Genomic DNA, 17094 nt, shown 5'->3' on the forward strand with positions numbered 1-17094 from the left:
CCGCGGTAGAGACCATGGAAAGGGCCACGCAGCTCTACCGTGACCTTGCCCGGCAGGACCCGGCCGCCTACCTGAGCGAACTCGCGCTCTCCCTCGTCAATCTGAGTCACCGCCACGCGGCCATCGGTCAGCACGCGAAGGCGGTGTATGCGCTCCAGGAGTCGATCAAGCACTACCGTAAGCTACGCAAGGAGGACCGAGAGTGGACATCCGACCTCGCTAGCGCCCACCGCTTCCTTGGCGACCAACTGACAGCACTCGGCCAGCACGAACCGGCGCTGAATGAGACGCGTGCAGCCATCAAGCTCTACCGCGAATGCGCGGACCCTCACCTCGGCGAATCCCTCAAGATCTTGGGAACCCGACTGCATAACCTTGGGCGTACAGAAGAATCGGTGGCAGCCACAGCCGAGGCAGTCGAAATCTTCCGTACCGCTGGAGACCTGCCCCAGCTCGCACACGCGCTGTTCAACCTCGCGATCACGCACAACGTCTCGACGAAATCAACGAGGCCGTGCGATCCGGCAGGGAGTCCGTCGAGTCGTATCAGCGCCTGTACGACGACGACACAGGCTGGGCCGTGGCCCTCGCTAACGCGCTGAGCTTCCTCGGCTCCGTCCTCGAGCGAGCCGGCCAGTTCGACCATGCGATCACCGCCGTCGAGCGCGCGGTCAGCCTCCTGGAACGGCTCTACGAGCCCGGCGACGATCAGCTCGGTGCGGATCTCGCGCGGGCGCTGCACAACCTGAGCCGCTACCACGAGGAGGAGGGACGCCTGGAGCGAGCGCTGGAGCACATGCGGCGATCCATCTCTCTGTACGGCGAACTGACCCAGCAGGATCGTGACCGGTTCCGCCCCCGACTGGCGAGCGCCTGGCTCTCACTCGCCATCTACCTGTCCCGGCTCGGCGAAGCCGAAGAAGCCAGATCCGCGGCCGCCCTGGCCGTCGATCTCTGCCGGGAGACCGGAGCCCAGGAAGACCTTGCCGATGCGCTCTTCCATCTCAGCAACCGGGAAGCCGACCTTGGCCGTACCGAAGAGTGCGTCGCCGCCCTCAGCGCGGCCCTCGAGATCTACGAAGAGCTGTCCCTCGTCCAGCCCGACCCGTACCTTGCCAGGATGGCAATGTCGCTGGACAACCTTGCCACTCGCTATTCGAGCCAGGGCGACCCAGGGCGGGCGCTGCCCCTGCTTGAACGCGCCGCAGACATTTGGGGGCAGATGGACGAGACCGGCCAGCTTGCCGGGACTTTGCAACGGCGGCTCTTTGTCCAGTCCTGCCTCGGGCACGACATCGAGGAGACGGTCGAGCGCGTCACCAACATCCAGCAGGACCTCGCGGTCACGGTCCGCACGCTCAACGACGTGGCCCAGGAGCTGATCGGCGTCGAACTCCTCGACCCCGCGCAGCAGCTCCTGGCTCGCGCCTCCGGGTTGTGGGAAATCCACCTCCTCCAACAGCCCGACGCCGAACCGTTCCCCTACATCCACCTGCTCGACTCAAGAGCCACCATCATGTTCAGGCTCGGGCTTCACGAGGAGGCCGCCGCCGCAGAACTCGGCGTAGTGGAGCTGTTCGAGCCGCTCGCGAAGGAGGATCCCGTCAGCTATCTGGCCGTGCTGGCGACCGTCCGAGCCAGGTTGGCCGATTACCTACGCGCCGCCGGCCGGAACGTCGAGTCCCTCCATCACCAGCGCCAAGTCGTGGAAACCTACGAGAAGCTGGCCACCTCCGACCCCAGCCGGTACCGGCCCTCCCTCGTCGTCTCCCTGACCGACCTCGGTGAACTGCTTCGAGACCTCGACGACGATGCCGACCCTGTACTCACACGGGCCGCCACCCTCCGTGCCGCCCTCTCCGGAGACCTTTGAGTGGCATCGACTCGGATGAGGCCACCGCTGGCCAATATGGGGCTGGTAGTGGGCGGGCTTCGTCGGCCTGGTTTCCCTGCCGGCGCACCCGCGACGCGGGAGAAGGTCGATAGCCGCCGGCGCAGGGCGACCCGCCTGTCGGCCCAAGATCCGGCCTGGTCTGGCCACACCATGTCGCAGGGGGCCGTCCCCTGGATCCCGACGGAATGTCGGTGGGCTGATGCATGCTGAACACTGCGAGCCTGGATTTGTGAGCCTCGATTTGTGAGCCTCGATTTGTGAGGGGGGTGTGCGTGCGGAGACCGCGTGATGCCACCGGCCAACGGCGTCAGCCGTACTCCGTTTTCGAGTACGGCGCGCCGACCGGCATCCGGAGGCGTTGCACCACATGTCCCGCACCGACAAGACCGACCCGCTCATCGTCCGGCTCTGGCATGGCGATCTGACCCGCGAGGCCTGCCACGACCACCGCGCCGAGTCCACCTGCGACCTGCCCGCCAGCCTCAAGGAGGATCTCGACGCCTCCTGTACGCGCTGCACCTGGGAGTTCCGCTGGACCGGGATCCGCTGCTGTTGCTGCGGCATGTGCCGTGCCCAGGCAAGATACCGCCGTCTCCTGCGGGGCATCCGGACCGCCGACAAGGCACGGTTGGCGCGCGGGGCCAAGGCCTGGCGCGCGGGCGACGCGACGGCCTTCGACGACATCGTTCCCGCCCTTCGCTACCGGCCTTGAGCATCACGATGAACGAGAGCCCGTGCGCCTGATCCCGCCGGATGGGTGACGACGAACGCCGATCTCCGGGACGGTGTCATCGGTTCCAGGCGGTCTCCCGCTGACCCGGTCGATCCCCGGAAACGCAAGGGCGGCCCAGCCATCCGGCTGGGCCGCCCTTCGCGTAGGCCGCGGGCCGCGTACGGGCTGATCACACTCGGCTTCCCGGGCGCAGCAGGCCGAGCGTGCGGCTCCTCGGCGCGCGAAGGACGGGCCGGCTGGACGGGGTTCGGGACCGGGGTCCCGGCAAGACGGGAAGGAAGTCCCTTTGGGGGTGCTCGCCCGGTCGTGGACCTTTGAGACATGGTTCGAACCGCCGGCGAAGCGTGCGACGTCCTCCTGCGTGACGGCGGGGTGGCGCGCATCCGCCCGTTGCGGCCGGCCGACCGGGAGGCCCTGCACGAACTGATCGCCAGGTCTTCCCCGCGTTCGGCGTATCTGAGGTTCTTCACCGGCGGCGCCGCCTCGGCCCATGCGTACATGGACCGGATCACCGGGCCCGGCTACCACGGGCACGCCCTGGTCGCTCTGGTCGGCGGCCGCGTGGTCGGGGTGGCGGAATACATCGCCGATCCGGACGGGTCGGAGGCCGAGGTGGGGATCCTGCTGGACGACGCGGTGCACGGCTGCGGGCTCGGCACGCTGCTGCTCGAACACCTCGCGCTGGACGCGGCGGACGAGGGAATCGAGGAACTCGTCGCCACCGTCCTGCCGCAGAACCGGGCGATGCTGCGGGTGCTGAACGATCTCGGCCTGCCGGTGGAGACGCGATACGAGGACGGGCAGGTCGAGATCCGCATCGCCACCCGCCCCACCGAGCGGCTCGTGGCCGAGATCGAGGCGCGGGCGCACGAGGCGGAGCGCAACTCCATCGCGCGCGTGTTCACCCCGGAGTCGGTGGCCGTGATCGGCGCCGGCCGTCACGAGGCCCGCGTCGGGCACCGCGTGCTGCGCAACCTGATCGACGAAGGCTTCCCCGGCCCGATCTATGCCGTCAATCCGCGGGCCACCGAAGTGTGCGGTCTGCCGGCCTACCCGGACGTGGCCTCGCTGCCCGGGCCGGCGGAGCTCGCGGTGATCGCCACCCCGGCCCCCACCGTGCTCGGCATCGCCCGCGAGTGTGCCCGCCATGAGGTACGTGCCCTGGTCGTGCTGACGTCCGGATTCGCCGAAGTGGGAAACCGCGAGGCCGAACGGGAGCTGCTGGAGATCTGCCGGCAGGCGGGCATGCGGCTGATCGGGCCCAACTGCCTCGGTGTGGTGAACACGGCGGCGCGCCTGAACGCCGGATTCCTGCCCACACCTCCTTCCCCGGGTCCGCTGGGACTGATGTCGCAGTCGGGCGCGGTGGCCGCGGCCATGATCGAACGCGCCGGACAGCTCGGCCTCGGCATCTCCTCCTTCGCCTCCGTGGGGAACAAGGCGGACGTCAGCGGCAACGACCTGCTCGAATACTGGGAGGACGACCCGGCCACCCGCGTCATCGGCCTTTATCTGGAGTCGTTCGGCAATCCGCGAAGGTTCGCCCGGATCGCCCGCAGGATCAGCGCCCGCAAACCGATCATCGCGGTGAAGAGCGGGCGCAGCGCCGCGGGCAGCCGGGCGGTCCGCTCGCACACGGCCGCCGCGGCGACGCCCGATGTGGCCGTGGACGCGCTGTTGCGCGCCTGCGGCGTCATCAGGGAGGACAGCGTCCAGGATCTGCTCGACACCGCCCGGCTGCTGGCCTTCCAGCCGCTGCCGGACGGCCCTCGGGTGGCGATCGTGGGCAACTCCGGAGGCCCGCAGGCGATGACGGCGGACGCCTGTGAACGGCTCGGCCTGGTCGTGCCGGAGTTGTCCCCCGCCACCGCGGAGGCGCTTCGCCCCCGGCTCCGGCCGGCGGCGGCCGTCGGCAACCCCGTCGACCTCACGGCCGAAGCCGACGCCGGGGACATCGCCTTCGCGATCGCGACGGTCCTGGCCGACCCGGGCGTCGACGCCGTGCTGACCGTCTACACCCCGCCGTTCGGCTCGGGCCTCGACGCGACGCGCGAAGCGATCGCGGCCGTCACGAGGAACGCGGCGAAGCCCGTGCTCGCCTGCCTCGCCGGGCACGACGAACTCGTCGACGGCCGGGTGCCCGCGTACGCCTTCCCCGAACAGGCCGTGCACGCCCTCGCCCGGGCGGCCGCGCACGCCGCCTGGCGCGCCCGGCCGCCGGCATCCCGCGAGGACCTCCCCGGGATCGACTCGGCGGCCGCGCGGCGGATCATCACCGCGGACCTCGCCGCTCATCCCCATGGACGATGGCTGGACGAGGGCACGGCGGCCCGGCTCCTGTCGGCGTACGCGATCCACACGGCCGAGTCCGTCCCGGTCGACGGGCCGGAGAGGGCGGCGGAGGCCGCGTCGGTCGTCGGTCTGCCCGCCGTGCTCAAGGCCGTCGGCCCCGGGTTGGTCCACAAGTCCGACGTGGGTGGTGTGCGGATCGGCCTGCGGGCGCCCGACGAGGTCCGGCAGGCGTACCGGGAGATGGCCGACCGCCTCGGCCCCGCGATGACAGGCGCGATCGTCCAGGCCATGGCAGGCGAAGGGACCGAAATGATCATAGGCGGCGTCGCGCACGAGACCTTCGGGCCGCTGATCATGGTTGGGCTCGGCGGTGTCGCGACCGAGCTGCTGGCCGATCGCGCCTTCCGCGTGCCGCCGATCGACAGGGCCGAGGCCGCCCGCATGATCGCGGAGCTGCGGTGCGCGCCGCTCCTGTACGGCTACCGCGGACGGCCGGCGGCCGACGTGGCGGCCCTGGAGGAGCAGATCGTCCGCGTGGGCCGGTTCATGGACGATCTGCCCGACGTCGCGGAGCTCGATCTCAACCCGGTGATCGTGACACCGGATGGGGCCGTGGCGGTGGACTGCCGGGTGCGGCTCGCCCCCGCCCCGCCGCTCCCTTCACCCTTCCGGCGCCGCCTCCGCTGATCCCTTCCGGTGCCGTCGCCTGCTTCTGAGCACGCCCTGCCCTCAGAAGCGACGACCGCCGTGGGGACCGGGGACCTTCGCCCCTCCCCGCGCAGAGCGGGTAGGCGGGACGGTTGAGTCATGACGATCGCGAGAACAGAACTCCGTCCGATCCCCCGGCGACAGGACGGTGGAAGGGACCGTGACGAGGCCACGGGTCCGCTCGCACGGCGTGCCGTACGGGAAACCCTGCGCGAGGTGTTCACCGACGTGGTGGACGACGTGCGCCTGGTAGAGATCGACGGCATGGTGCACGTCTACGTGTTCATCCGCCCCATCGCCTCCGCCTGCCCGGAACACATCCGTGCGACCGCTCGTGAGGCGTACCGGGCCGTTCACTGCGAGCCGGTGGTCGCTCATGTGGCCGCGTCCTGCTCCGCCCATGGACGTTGAGCTCCCAGGTCTCGTCCGGATCGCGAGAGCCCACACCGCGGCACGGCCCGGTCGTGAGAGCCCGCTCCCGCGATGTCACCCGCAAGAGCGATGTCACCGGCGAGAGCGATGTCACCGGGAGAACGGCCTGGGCCACGCGGTCACCACCAGCAGGGCCACCACAATGGCGATGCCCCCGGTGACGACCGGGTCGTAGTGCGATCCGGGGAAGAGGGACCAGCCGACGTTGGAGGCGGCATGGCAGACGACCGCGGTGAGCACGCTCGTGCTGTGCAGATACAGCCAGACGATGACGACCCGCAACGCCACCGTGTACAGGCACTGGCCCGCTATCCACAGCGGGCCGTGGCCGGCCTGCGCGTAGGGGACGATGTGCCAGACCGCCCATGTCACCCCCAGGATGACGCCGGTGACCGGCGGGCCCCAGCGGGCGGACAGCGGATCGGTGGCATACGCCGTCCATCCCGCCTCCTCGCAGGCGGCGGCGACGAGGAACACGGCGAACAGCAGCGGGACCTCGACCAGCGAAACCCGCAGCCCGGGCAGTGACCGGCCCAGCAGGACCATCACGGCGTACGAGCCGGCCATGACGCCCAGCGGCAGCGCGATCGCGAGTGCGTGCCAGCGGCCGGGACGGGGAGCGGCACGCCAGTCCACGACGCGCTGCAGCAGCCGCTTCACGGCGCCGCGTGGCTCATGACGGCGGACCAGCAGCATCGCCGCCAGCAAGGGGCAGCACGCCATCAGCGCGCTCACGGGCAGGGTCTCCGACAGGCGGCCGGCCACGGCACCGGCCAGCCAGAAGGGCACGGACAGGGCGAAGGTCAGCGCGATCAGCCGCACGGGCGACCTGTGGTCCGGCTCCGTCCACCCGCTCACACGCCGCTCCTCGAACCATGGCCGACGCCTCCTGCCGCCGCCCCTGAGTGAGCCGCGGACGCAGCCGAAGACATGTAGATGAGCCGCGCGGACCACCCTAACCGTGATTCGCGCGGTGTTTCCGGCGGTTCTGCCACATCCGGGACCTCGCAGGCGTCTCTGCAGTTCCATGGTGGCAGGACGCATGACGGCGACGGGGCTGCGCGCGTGATGCAGGACGGGCCGGGCGCTTCACGCCGGCTTCTCACCCGCGGAGTCGACGATGCGCCGGGCGAACTCCAGACGAGGTCTGTCGATCATCTCTCCGTCGACCCGTACGGCGGCGCCCGCGGACCCGGCCGCCGCGTCGAGCACACGCCGGGCCCAGTTCAGCTCCGCGTCCGAGGGCGAGAACGCGCCGCGGACGACGGCGACCTGGCGCGGGTGCAGACACAGCTTGCCGGTGAATCCCATGGCCGCCGCCCGGCGGGCGGCCTCCAGGGCCGCCGCATCGTCGTCGATCTCGGGCTCGACCCCGTCGACGGGCCCGGGCAGCCCGGCGGCCCTGGCCGCGAGCACGACCTTGCTGCGCGCGAACAGCAACGCCTGCTCGTCGCCGCCCCGTGAGGGGATGCCCATGTCGAGACAGAAGTCGAGGTTGCCGAACAGGAGCCGCGCCACGCCCGGCGCCTGTGCGATGAGATCCGCGTCCCGTACGCCCCGGGCGGATTCGAGCAGCGCGAAGACCGGCACCCGGGGGCCGAGCGCGGCGGCCACCGACGCGACGTGCTCGGCCGCCTCGGTCTTGGGGAGGACGACTCCGGCGAGCCCTTCGGCCCCGGCGAGCGCGGCCAGGTCGTCGGCGTGCCACGGCGTGCCGATCCCGTTGATCCTCACCAGAGCCGGGTGGACGGAGACGTGGCCGGCGGCGGCCGCCCGCGCCCGTGCCTTGTCCAGCGGGGCGACGGCGTCCTCGAGGTCGATGACGACCGCGTCCGCGCCGCTGGCGGCGGCCTTCGCGAAGCGGTCGGGCCGGGTGCCGGGCACGAAGAGCAGGGTCCGCGCCGTCGTCCCGTACGCCCCGGTCATGGTGTGCCGGGACGCGGGTCGAGCCCGGCGGCCTTCAGAGACCTCTCGTCCCACCGGGGTTCGACGGCGACGCGGCCGGGACCATGACCCCGCCGGTAGACCAGGAGGGTGCGCTCGAAGCTGATCACGATCACGCCGTCCTGGTTGAACCCGATGGTGCGCACCTCCACCACGCCCACGTCGGGACGGGACTTCGACTCGCGCACCGAGAGCACTTCCGACTGGGAGTAGATCGTGTCGCCCTCGAAGACGGGATTGGGCAGGCGCACCCGGTCCCAGCCCAGGTTCGCCATGACGTTCATGGACACGTCGTGCACGCTCTGCCCGGTGACCAGGGCCAGGGTGAAGGTCGAGTCGACCAGCGGCCTGCCCCACTGCGTCCGCTCCGCGTAGTGCCGGTCGAAGTGGATGGCCGCGGTGTTCTGGGTCAGCAGGGTGAGCCACGCGTTGTCCACTTCGGTCACCGTACGGCCGAGCGGGTGCCGGTAGACGTCGCCGACGACGAAGTCCTCCAGGTAGCGGCCCTCCCAGCTCACTGACGGCGTCCGGGGCTCCGGGGAGGCGGTTGAGGCGGTTCCGTTCTCGTCCACGTCGGGGTCTCCTTGTCGATGGTGTCGGTACGCCGGTGCCGCCCTCGCCATACCCGGAGCGGCCGAGCCGGTCTTCAGTCGCGGGCCAGGCCCATGAGCAGGCCGCCGGCCGAGACCGCCGGGCTGCTCGTCAGGAACAACGGTGTGCCCGCCTCGGGCGCCCGCACCTCGGCGAAGACCTCGCCCCAGACGTCGCTCATCGTTCCCAGCAGCCCGCCGGCCGGCACCTGCTCCCCCACCGCCGCGGCGGGCTCCCACCAGCCCTCCCGGTCGGTGCGCAGCCAGTGCCATCCCTCGTGCAGGCGGGCCTCGCGCACCGGCCACGGCTCACCGTCGAGCACGCCGACGGTTCTGGCGATGTTGGTCAGCCCGGCCAGGTGGCGGTCGATCGCCGCCCGGTCGAGCAGGCCGTTCTGGCCCGACTCCGCGACGATCGCCGGGATGCCGGCGTCCGCCGCGGCCGCGCACGTGCTGCCCGCCACGGTCCGCGCCCGCGCGGCCTGCCTGACGACGTGCCCGGCGCCGTACGCCAGGGCGAGCTCCAGCGAGGCCGCCTCGACCGGCGACTCCTCGAAGATCGTGAACGGCTCCAGCGACTCGGGCAGGTCGCCCGCGTGCATGTCGACGAGATAGTCGGAGCCGAGGACGAGCTCGGTGAAGACGTGGTGCGCGAGCACCCGCGTGAACGAGCCGCCCGGGTCGCCGGGGAAGCTCCGGTTCAGGTTCTCGCCGTCCACCGGGACGACGAACGGCGCCCTGGCCCAGAATCCCGGCACGTTCACCACGGGGACGACGACGATCCGCCCGGAGACGGCGGTGTCGTCGAGGTTCCGCACGAACTCGCGGACGGCCGCGATCGAGGCGTACTCGGCGCCGTGCACGCCGGACAGCACGGTGAGCCGCGGCCCGCCCCGGCGGCCCCGGATGTCGAAGTACGGGATGTCGAGCCCGTCGGGGCCGAGGCCGGGGATGCTGAGAGTCCGCCGCTCGATCATCGCGCGGCCGTTCCGAGGTCCGGCAGCGCCTCGGCGAGGAAGTCGCGCATCGTCCGCTGGAAGAGCTCCGCCTCCTCGATCTGCGGGGAGTGCCCGGACTTCTCGAAGACGACCAGCGTGGAGTCCGGGATGAGGGAGGCGATCGTCTCCGACGACGACACGGGGGTCACCCAGTCGTGGCGGCCCACGGTGACGAGGGTGGGGCAGGTCACGGACGGAAGCTGCGGCTTGACGTCGTAGATCGGCGCGTTCTGCTGGAAGCACCAGTTGTGCGCCTCGTGGCGGTAGATGCCGGCCTCGACCCGCGCGGCCGCCTTCGCCGGGTCGTACTCGTGGTCGTACAGCGGGATCAGTTCGGCCCAGCGGGCCTTCAGGTCGGCGTCGTCGCGGATATTGCCGCTCCAGTAGCGCTCGTAGTTCTCCCAGTCGAGCTCCACCCGAGTTTGCTTGCGCGCGTTCTCGTGGGCGAGCTCCAGGTTGGTCCGGTCCGGCGAGGTGTCGCGCAGGATCATCGCCCGCACCCGGTCCGGGTAGGCGATCGCGTACTCCATGGCGATGAATCCGCCGTAGGAGCCGCCCGCGATCACGATCGTCTCGGCGCCGGCCCACTCGCGAAGCGCGTCGACGTCGGCGGCCCACTGGGCGTGCGAGTAGGGCGGGACGCCCTCGCTCAGGCCGCAGCCGCGGGCGTCGAACACCACGACGCGGAACAGGTCGGACAGCGGGCCGAAGGTCGCCTTCGGCTCGGCCAGCGAGCCGATGCCCCCGCCGCCGTGGTGGGCGATCAGCACGGGGGCGCCCTCCTCGCCGAGGACCTCGACGTTGAGCCGGGCACCGTTGATGGTCACGAACATGTGCACTCCTTGCTGAGGAAACGCGGGCGCCCCGGCTCAGGCCGCCGCGGAGTCGATCCAGGCGGTCACGATCTGGTCGAGCACGCCGAGGGGGACGGCGCCGTTGCCGAGCACCGTCCCGTGGAAGGCGCGGATGTCGAACCGGGATCCGAGCCGGGCCTCGGCCACGGCCCGGAGGCGGCGGATCTCGCGACGGCCGATCATGTACGCCAGCGCCTGCCCGGGCCAGGCGATGTAGCGGTCGATCTCGTTGCGGACGTTGGCCCGCGTCGTCGCGGTGTTGTCCCACATGAATTCCATGGCCTGCCGCCGCGACCAGCCGAGGTGGTGCATGCCCGTGTCCACCACCAGCCGGCAGGCGCGCAGCGCGTCGAACGAGAGCATCCCCAACCGGGCGATGTCGGAGGTGTAGAGGCCCATCTCGTCGGCCAGCCGTTCGCTGTACAGGCCCCAGCCCTCGACGTACCCGCACACCTCGGCGTCCAGGAAGCGCCGGTACGCCGGAAGGTCCGTCAGGGTCTGCGCGGAGGCGATCTGCAGGTGGTGGCCGGGCGTGCTCTCGTGGAAGGCCAGTGCCTCGTACTCGTACACGAACCGTTCCTTCGGATCGGCCGTGAGGACGCAGTGGGCGCCGGGCCGGGACCCGTCGCCCGCCGGCGGCCGGTAGTGGGCGAGCGCGGCGTTGCCCGCCTCGATCGGGTTGATCTCCTCGATGACGCAATCGGCGATGTCGTACGCCGGGAACCAGTCGTCGCGCGCCTCCTCGGCCCGGCGCAGCGCGTCGGTCACCACGTCGACGATCTCGGCGGCCGAGCCGAACCGCAACGAGGGATCGTCCCGCAGCCGGGCCAGGATCTCGCCCACGTCGCTCGTGCCGAGCACCCGGCCGCCCAGCTCGGCCCATTCCTGTCGCAGCTCCGCGAGACAGTCGAGGCCGATCTGATGGATCTCCTCGGGAGACAGGTCCGTGGTGGTGTGGCGCCGCACCGCGGCCCGGTAGCCCTCCTCGCCACCGGGGACGAAGCGGACGCCGACCCGCTCGTCGGGCCGGGCCACGGGCAGCAGCTCGTCCCGGAGGCCGGCGAGCAGGCGCCGGAGCGCGGGACGGACCGACTCCTCGACGATGCGGGCCGCGCGCGCCCTGACGCTCCCCTCGTCGACGCCGGCCGGCAGCCGAAGGCCGAGCAGGGTGTCGTCGGCCAGGCTCAGCGAGAGGTGCCTGGTGAGCTGGTCGATGGCCTGGCCGACGCCGACGCGGGTCGGAACGCGCCCGTCCTCCTTGGCCGCCCGATAACGGTCGAGGATCGCGTCGATGAACGCGGGCAGGGCGCTCAGCCGCCGCAGGTACTGGTCGACGGCCGCGGCGTCGGTGAGGGACGCGGCCGGGACCGACATGAACATCATCGCCTGCGGTGAGGAGTAGCCGTCCGCGGACGCCCCCGTCTCCCACAGGCCGTGCTCCAGGTCGGACCGTACGCCCCAGGCGAGGCGGCCGAGCACGGCGTGGTTGATCCGGTCGGCCGGGTTCAGGCCGTCCGGGTCGATCTCCGCGAGCCGCCGTTCGATGTCCGCGATCTTCGCGGCGTCGGCGGCGGCGCCGGAGCGGCTGGGGTCGGGCACCAGCCCGTCGAAGCCCGAGACGCCGAGCAGCGTGGCGCTGAAGGGGTCGGCCGTGTGCTTCACCTGGAAGAACTCGTCGCTGAGCCGGGCGAGCCGGTCGTTCGCCGGGGGCTGGACTTCAGGAGTCACTGATCCTCTTTCCATTCGGGAGGGTTAGGCCCAGATCCGCTCGAGCGCCCGGAGGATGTTGCCGCCGAGCACGGCCGTGATCTCGCTGTCGGAGAACCCTTCCTGGACGAGCAGGCCGCAGATGTTGTGGAAGTTCTCGGTCGGGTTCTCCAGCCCGTCGACGTACTCCACCTTCTCGAAGGAGGGGCCGCCGGGCGCGGCGGCGCCCACCTTGAGCAGGTGCCCGAAGACGGTGTGCAGGCCGACGTGGTCGCCATAGAGGGTGTCCGGCCCGAACGCGACGTGCTCGATGCCGACCAGGTCCAGGCAATACCGGAAGTGGTCCATCACCGACAGGATCGTGTGCCGGGGATGGGCCTCGGACAGCGTCGTGTGGGGCGCCGCCGACATGCCGATGACGCCGCCGGTCTCGGCGACCGCGCGCAGGACGTCGTCCGGCTTCATCCGCGGCGTGTCCCAGACCGCGCGCGCTCCCGCATGGGTCATGAACACCGGGCGCTCGCTCACGGCGCAGACGTCCAGGCCGGTCCGGTCGGAGGAGTGCGAGATGTCGATGGCCAGGCCGAGCCTGTTCATCCTGGCGACCGCGCGCCTGCCGAAGTCGGTCAGCCCGCCGTCGGTGGTCTCGTTCAGCCCGCTGCCGAGGGCGTTGGCGTCGGAGTAGGCGATGCCGATCTGCCGGAGGCCGAGGCCGTACAGGACGTCGAGCCGGTCGAGCTCGTTCTCGATCGGCGTCGCCGCCTCCAGGCCGAACAGCAGCCCCACCTTGCCCGACCTGTGGGCGTGCTCGATGTCGTCCATCGTCCGGATCACGATCACGCCGGACTGGTGGGCGATGTCGGCCTGGCGCATGCCGAGGTCGGTGATGATGTCGAGCCAGCGCCACGGGGCGTTGCCGGTGACGCAGGCGGTGCCGTCCATCATGTTGTCGAACACGACGGTCATGCCCGACGCGAGGAGCCCGGCGAACGCGGTGTGCTGGCGTCCGGTCCTGTTGTATTCCGGCGTCTGCCGCATGTCGGCGGGGAACCGCACGGGATGGTCGTGCAGGCTGATCACGATGTTGTCCCGCAGCAGCCGCTCGGCCCGTTCCCGCTCCAGCTCGCTCAGGCCGCCGGCGTACGGCGGCACGCGGCCGAACTCGGGGGCCAGCTCGATGGCCGGGAAGTCGACGCCGGGCGTGAGATAGCCGTACGACTCGTAGACGCCCGCCGTCACCGCGTGCCGTCCCTGTGCACCGGCGCCAGCCGGTGCGGCCCGTCGGCGAGCAGCCGCCACAGCCGCTCCCAGGCGCGCATCCCCTCGCGCAGCCGGGAGATCCGCATGAACTCGTTCGGCGCGTGCAGGTTCTCGTCGGCGGTGGAGAAGGAGAAGAACAGCGTCTTCGCGCCGAGGACCTCCTCGAACAGGGCCGTCGCGGGCAGGGTCCCCGCGATGACGGCCAGCAGGACGTCCTGGCCCGGGTAGACGTGCGCGAGCGCCTCGGTGGCGGCGCGGATCGCCGGGTGATCGGCGGGGATCGTGTACGCGGGCACCCCGCCCTCGTCGGGGCGGACGGCGACGCGTACGCCGGGGATCTTCTGGGCGAGCACATGGTCGGTGATCGCCTGGAGCACCCGCTCCGGGCGCTGGCCCGGCACGAGCCGGCAGGAGATGTGGGCGGTCGCGACGTGCGGGATCACCGTGTATTTGCCACCGGTCAGGACACCGTTGATCTCCAGGGTGGGCCGCTCCCACAGCCGCTCCAGCGTGCTGTAGCCGGCCTCGCCGAAGAGGGCGTCGAGACCCAGGTCGTCCCGGTAGCGGTCGTCGTCGAACGGCACCGCCGCGATGGCGGCGCGGCGCTCGTCGCTCAGCTCGGGGATGCCGTCGTAGAAGCCGTCGACCGCGACCCGGCCGTCGGCCGTGTGCAGGCCGGCCAGGATCTCGCTCAGGGCGTGCACCGGGTTGGCGACGGTGCCGCCGTAACGCCCGGAGTGCAGGTCGGTGGCGGCGCCGCCGACCTCGACGGTGAGCGTCACCAGGCCCTTGGACGCGATCGACAGCGAGGGCTCGCTCGGCCGCCACATCGCCCCGTCGGCCGAGATGACCAGGTCGGCCGCGAGCTCGTCCGCGTGCTCGCGCAGGTAGGCGGGCAGGTGGGGGCTGCCGATCTCCTCCTCTCCTTCGAAGAGGAACTTGACGTTCAGCGGCAGCGCGCCCTCCTGCTCGATGAACGCCTGTGCGACCTTGAGCACGATGAAGACCGGGCCCTTGTCGTCGGTGACCCCGCGCCCGCGGATCACGTCGCCGTCGACGCGCAGCTCGAACGGCGGGGTGCGCCACTCGGCGGGATCGCCGGTCGGCTGCACGTCGTAGTGGCCGTAGACCAGGATGGTGGGGGCGCCGGGCGCCCCGAGCCACTCGCCCCGGACGATGGGGTGACCTTCCGTGGCGACGACCCGTCCGCCGGCGAAGGACAACTGGGCCGCGAGCCATTCGGCCGCGGTCCGCATGGTCTCCGCGGAGGCGTCCCGGCTCACGCTGGGCACCGCGACGTACGCGGCGAGCTCGTCGAGGTAGGCGGCGGTCGAATCGAAGTCGGTCGAATCAAAAGAGAGCATGTCCACCATCAATCGAGAGGGTCTGACCGGTGATCCAGGATGAGGATTCGGAGACGAAGAACCGGACGCCGTGCGCGATGTCCTCCGGCCGGCCGAGCCGGCGTACGGCGATGCCGTCGACGAGCGCGGCCTGCCCCTGCTCGCCGTAGCTCTCCCACTGCTGGATCGTCGTGGGGTTGGACAGGACGAACCCCGGCGCGATGCAGTTGACCGTGATGCCGAACCGTCCTAGCTCGTGCGCCATCTGCCGGGTGAAGCCGATCTGCCCGGCCTTCGCGCTGGCGTAGGCCTGGATGCCGGTCAGGCTGACGCTGCGGCCCGCGCCCGACGAGATGTTCACGATGCGGCCGGAGCCGCGCCGCTTCATGCCCGGCACCGCCGCCCTGGTGCACAGGAACGTGCTGGTGAGGTTGGCCGCGACCACGGCGGACCAGTCCTCGTCGCCGATCTCCTCCAGCGGGTGGTGGACCTGGCCGACCACGCCGCCGGCGTTGTTGACCAGGATGTCGACGTCGCCGATCTCGGTGAAGAAGGCGTTGACCGCGGACGAGTCGGTGACGTCCACCGTGTCCTTGTCGACGCCGTGCACCCGGACCCCGTCCGCCTCGAGCGCGGCGGCGATGGCCGCCCCGATCCCGTGGGCCGTGCCGGTGACGACGGCGACCCTGTCCCTGGCTTCCGTCACTGGTCGAGCCATCCCTTCTCGAGCAGCTCGCGGACCTCGGCCACGCCGGCGTCCCACACGACCTGCATGTCCTCGTCGCTGCGCTGGTAGGCCCCGCCCAGGCTTCCGTCCGGGGAAAGCTCCCTCATCTCGCGCGCGGTCACGTTGTCGGCCAGCGACCTGGGGAGGACAGGCGCGCTGCCGCCGGGGATCTCGGCGCCGGCGACCCTGGTCCAGGCGAAGTTCTCCAGCCAGGAGCCGTGAAACTGGTCGTCGTCGAACCGGGACGCCGCCTCCGCCGTCTTCGGGGCGTTGTACCAGCTGTGGAACAGCACCTCCACGCGTTCGTCGCGCGGCGCGCACACCCATTCGCGGATGAGGCCGGCGACGGGGGCGTTGCCGCCATGGCCGTTGATCACCGCGATCCGCCGGAACCCCTGGGATGCCAGGCAGTCCAGCAGGTCGCGGATCACCTCGATGTACGTGCTCATCCGCAGGCTCATGCTGCCCGGATACTCCACGAAGTACGGCGCCATGCCGAACGGCAGGACCGGCAGGACCGGAACGCCGAGCGGCTCGGCCGCCTCCACCGACACACGCTCGGCAAGCAAGGCGTCCGTCCCGAGCGAGAGATACCCGTGCTGCTCGGTCGATCCGACCGGGAGCACGATGCGATCGTCGCGTTGGAGGTAGTCGGCTATCTGCATCCAGTTGCTGTCGAAGACCCGCACCGGTCCTCACACTCCGTTCGATGATGCGAAGTGAAACCTATGTCGACCTTGACGGTGGTCAACTGTAAGGGAAGTTTCGTCTCATACTAACCATTTGCCCGACGAATGCCAGGCTTTCACTGCAAACGCATTCGGTTCGCCTGTCCGCGGCGTCCGTCCCGCAGCGCGATGTGGCAACCGTCATACGGTGACTTCGGCGGCGGTGCGCTTTCCGTGCTCCATCCGTGTCCCCGGCCGGGTAGCCTTCCCGCCATGCCCCCTCGCCGTCGTTCCCCTGCTTCGCATTCCTCGGCCGCTCCCCTGCGTGCCGTCGCCGACGTGTCCGTCCCGGCGCCTCCGGTCCCGCTCGACGATGTAGACCGGCAGATACTCGTGCTGCTCAGCCAGGACTCCAGGCGCTCGCAGCGGGCGCTCGCCCGTGAGCTCGGCATGTCCGCCCCCGCGGTCGGAGAGCGCATCGCACGGCTGGAGCGTCTCGGGGTGATCCAGGGGTACGGCGTGCGCGTGGACTGGAGCGCCGCGGGCTATCCGATGACCGTGTACCTGATCATCACGGCGGTCCAGGGCTACCAGCAGCAGGACCTCGTCCAGCAGCTCTCCGTGATCCCCGAGCTGGAAGCGCTCGACATCGTCACCGGCGCCATGGACATGCTCGCCCGGCTCCGCGTGCGTGACCACCTGCATCTGCGGCAGCTGCTCATGGACTGCATCTGGCAGATCGAGGGCGTGCAGCGCACCGAGACCGCGCTGAGCCTGGTGGAGATAGAGCCGAAGAACCTGGTGGCCGACCTGCTGTCGGCCCCGCCCGGCGAGCCGGCCTGAGCGGCCCGGCCGGCTCACCGGGATCGTGTGGAGGTCCGTGTGCCCGAAGGCGTTCCGGGGGCGGGTCACGGACCTCGCGGCGGCGTGGCCATCCTGGGCGG

The 17094-nt window shown here is 71.0% G+C and carries 16 protein-coding genes; 6 read left to right on the plus strand and 10 right to left on the minus strand.

Annotated features, from left to right (window positions below; genetic code table 11):
- The 5 genes from FLX08_RS23605 to FLX08_RS23625 form a co-directional block, all read left to right on the plus strand.
- Positions 1-602, plus strand: a 602-nt coding sequence (locus FLX08_RS23605) for a tetratricopeptide repeat protein (protein WP_208761618.1), incomplete at its 5' end; no start/stop codon positions are given.
- On the plus strand, positions 581-1873 hold the full coding sequence (locus FLX08_RS23610; protein WP_142621418.1) for a tetratricopeptide repeat protein: 1293 nt from the start codon (positions 581-583) through the stop codon (positions 1871-1873). The genes FLX08_RS23605 and FLX08_RS23610, both read left to right, overlap by 22 nt.
- A 388-nt stretch (positions 1874-2261) precedes the next feature.
- The gene (locus tag FLX08_RS23615; protein ID WP_142621420.1) at positions 2262-2606 is read left to right on the plus strand and encodes a hypothetical protein; all 345 of its coding nucleotides are present in this window, start codon (positions 2262-2264) and stop codon (positions 2604-2606) included.
- A gap of 342 nt (positions 2607-2948) precedes the next feature.
- On the plus strand, positions 2949-5606 hold the full coding sequence (locus FLX08_RS23620) for a bifunctional acetate--CoA ligase family protein/GNAT family N-acetyltransferase (RefSeq protein ID WP_142621422.1): 2658 nt from the start codon (positions 2949-2951) through the stop codon (positions 5604-5606).
- Positions 5607-5726: 120 nt separating this feature from the next.
- On the plus strand, positions 5727-6038 hold the full coding sequence (locus tag FLX08_RS23625) for a hypothetical protein (protein ID WP_142621424.1): 312 nt from the start codon (positions 5727-5729) through the stop codon (positions 6036-6038).
- Between the two features lie 111 nt (positions 6039-6149).
- On the opposite strand, the gene FLX08_RS23630 is transcribed toward FLX08_RS23625, so the two are convergent.
- The 10 genes from FLX08_RS23630 to FLX08_RS23675 all read right to left on the minus strand — a co-directional run bounded on the left by FLX08_RS23630 (position 6150) and on the right by FLX08_RS23675 (position 16171).
- Complete coding sequence (locus FLX08_RS23630) at positions 6150-6917, minus strand: CPBP family intramembrane glutamic endopeptidase (RefSeq protein ID WP_167530544.1); 768 nt, start codon at positions 6915-6917, stop codon at positions 6150-6152.
- A gap of 231 nt (positions 6918-7148) precedes the next feature.
- A complete protein-coding gene (locus FLX08_RS23635; protein WP_142621428.1) occupies positions 7149-7985 on the minus strand; it encodes an HpcH/HpaI aldolase/citrate lyase family protein in 837 nt (278 codons plus the stop codon).
- On the minus strand, positions 7982-8575 hold the full coding sequence (locus FLX08_RS23640; protein WP_244312846.1) for a MaoC family dehydratase: 594 nt from the start codon (positions 8573-8575) through the stop codon (positions 7982-7984). Before FLX08_RS23640 ends, FLX08_RS23635 begins: the two co-directional genes overlap by 4 nt.
- A 74-nt stretch (positions 8576-8649) precedes the next feature.
- Complete coding sequence (locus tag FLX08_RS23645) at positions 8650-9570, minus strand: succinylglutamate desuccinylase/aspartoacylase family protein (protein WP_142621431.1); 921 nt, start codon at positions 9568-9570, stop codon at positions 8650-8652.
- Positions 9567-10424: an alpha/beta fold hydrolase gene (locus tag FLX08_RS23650; protein WP_142621433.1), complete on the minus strand. Its 858-nt coding sequence runs from the start codon at positions 10422-10424 to the stop codon at positions 9567-9569. Before FLX08_RS23650 ends, FLX08_RS23645 begins: the two co-directional genes overlap by 4 nt.
- Positions 10425-10460: 36 nt before the next feature.
- Positions 10461-12173, minus strand: coding sequence for a DUF885 domain-containing protein (locus FLX08_RS23655; protein WP_167530545.1), 1713 nt, complete (start codon positions 12171-12173; stop codon positions 10461-10463).
- 24 nt (positions 12174-12197) lie between these two features.
- Entirely contained in the window at positions 12198-13391 is a 1194-nt protein-coding gene (locus tag FLX08_RS23660; RefSeq protein ID WP_142621437.1) for a dipeptidase, read from the minus strand.
- Positions 13388-14776 (minus strand): dipeptidase, encoded by a 1389-nt coding sequence (locus tag FLX08_RS23665; RefSeq protein WP_142621439.1) that lies wholly within the window; start codon positions 14774-14776, stop codon positions 13388-13390. Before FLX08_RS23665 ends, FLX08_RS23660 begins: the two co-directional genes overlap by 4 nt.
- The gene (locus FLX08_RS23670) at positions 14763-15461 is read right to left on the minus strand and encodes an SDR family NAD(P)-dependent oxidoreductase (RefSeq protein WP_142621441.1); all 699 of its coding nucleotides are present in this window, start codon (positions 15459-15461) and stop codon (positions 14763-14765) included. Before FLX08_RS23670 ends, FLX08_RS23665 begins: the two co-directional genes overlap by 14 nt.
- A complete protein-coding gene (locus tag FLX08_RS23675; RefSeq protein WP_142621443.1) occupies positions 15458-16171 on the minus strand; it encodes a creatininase family protein in 714 nt (237 codons plus the stop codon). The genes FLX08_RS23670 and FLX08_RS23675 overlap by 4 nt, the downstream gene beginning before the upstream one ends.
- A gap of 252 nt (positions 16172-16423) precedes the next feature.
- Here FLX08_RS23675 and FLX08_RS23680 point away from each other — a divergent pair, with 252 nt between their 5' ends.
- Positions 16424-16993, plus strand: a complete 570-nt coding sequence (locus tag FLX08_RS23680) for an Lrp/AsnC family transcriptional regulator (protein WP_167530546.1) — start codon at positions 16424-16426, stop codon at positions 16991-16993.
- Positions 16994-17094 lie beyond the last annotated feature (101 nt).

This window comes from Microbispora hainanensis (assembly GCF_006874475.1).
In the GTDB taxonomy this organism is placed as follows: domain Bacteria; phylum Actinomycetota; class Actinomycetes; order Streptosporangiales; family Streptosporangiaceae; genus Microbispora; species Microbispora hainanensis.

Coding starts and splice junctions, on each gene's coding strand:
- FLX08_RS23615 (WP_142621420.1), top strand. CDS start 2,262: ATGTCCCGCACCGACAAGACCGACCCGCTCATCGTCCGGCTCTGGCAT.
- FLX08_RS23620 (WP_142621422.1), top strand. CDS start 2,949: ATGGTTCGAACCGCCGGCGAAGCGTGCGACGTCCTCCTGCGTGACGGC.
- FLX08_RS23625 (WP_142621424.1), top strand. CDS start 5,727: ATGACGATCGCGAGAACAGAACTCCGTCCGATCCCCCGGCGACAGGAC.
- FLX08_RS23635 (WP_142621428.1), bottom strand. CDS start 7,985: ATGACCGGGGCGTACGGGACGACGGCGCGGACCCTGCTCTTCGTGCCC.
- FLX08_RS23645 (WP_142621431.1), bottom strand. CDS start 9,570: ATGATCGAGCGGCGGACTCTCAGCATCCCCGGCCTCGGCCCCGACGGG.
- FLX08_RS23650 (WP_142621433.1), bottom strand. CDS start 10,424: ATGTTCGTGACCATCAACGGTGCCCGGCTCAACGTCGAGGTCCTCGGC.
- FLX08_RS23665 (WP_142621439.1), bottom strand. CDS start 14,776: ATGCTCTCTTTTGATTCGACCGACTTCGATTCGACCGCCGCCTACCTC.
- FLX08_RS23680 (WP_167530546.1), top strand. CDS start 16,424: ATGCCCCCTCGCCGTCGTTCCCCTGCTTCGCATTCCTCGGCCGCTCCC.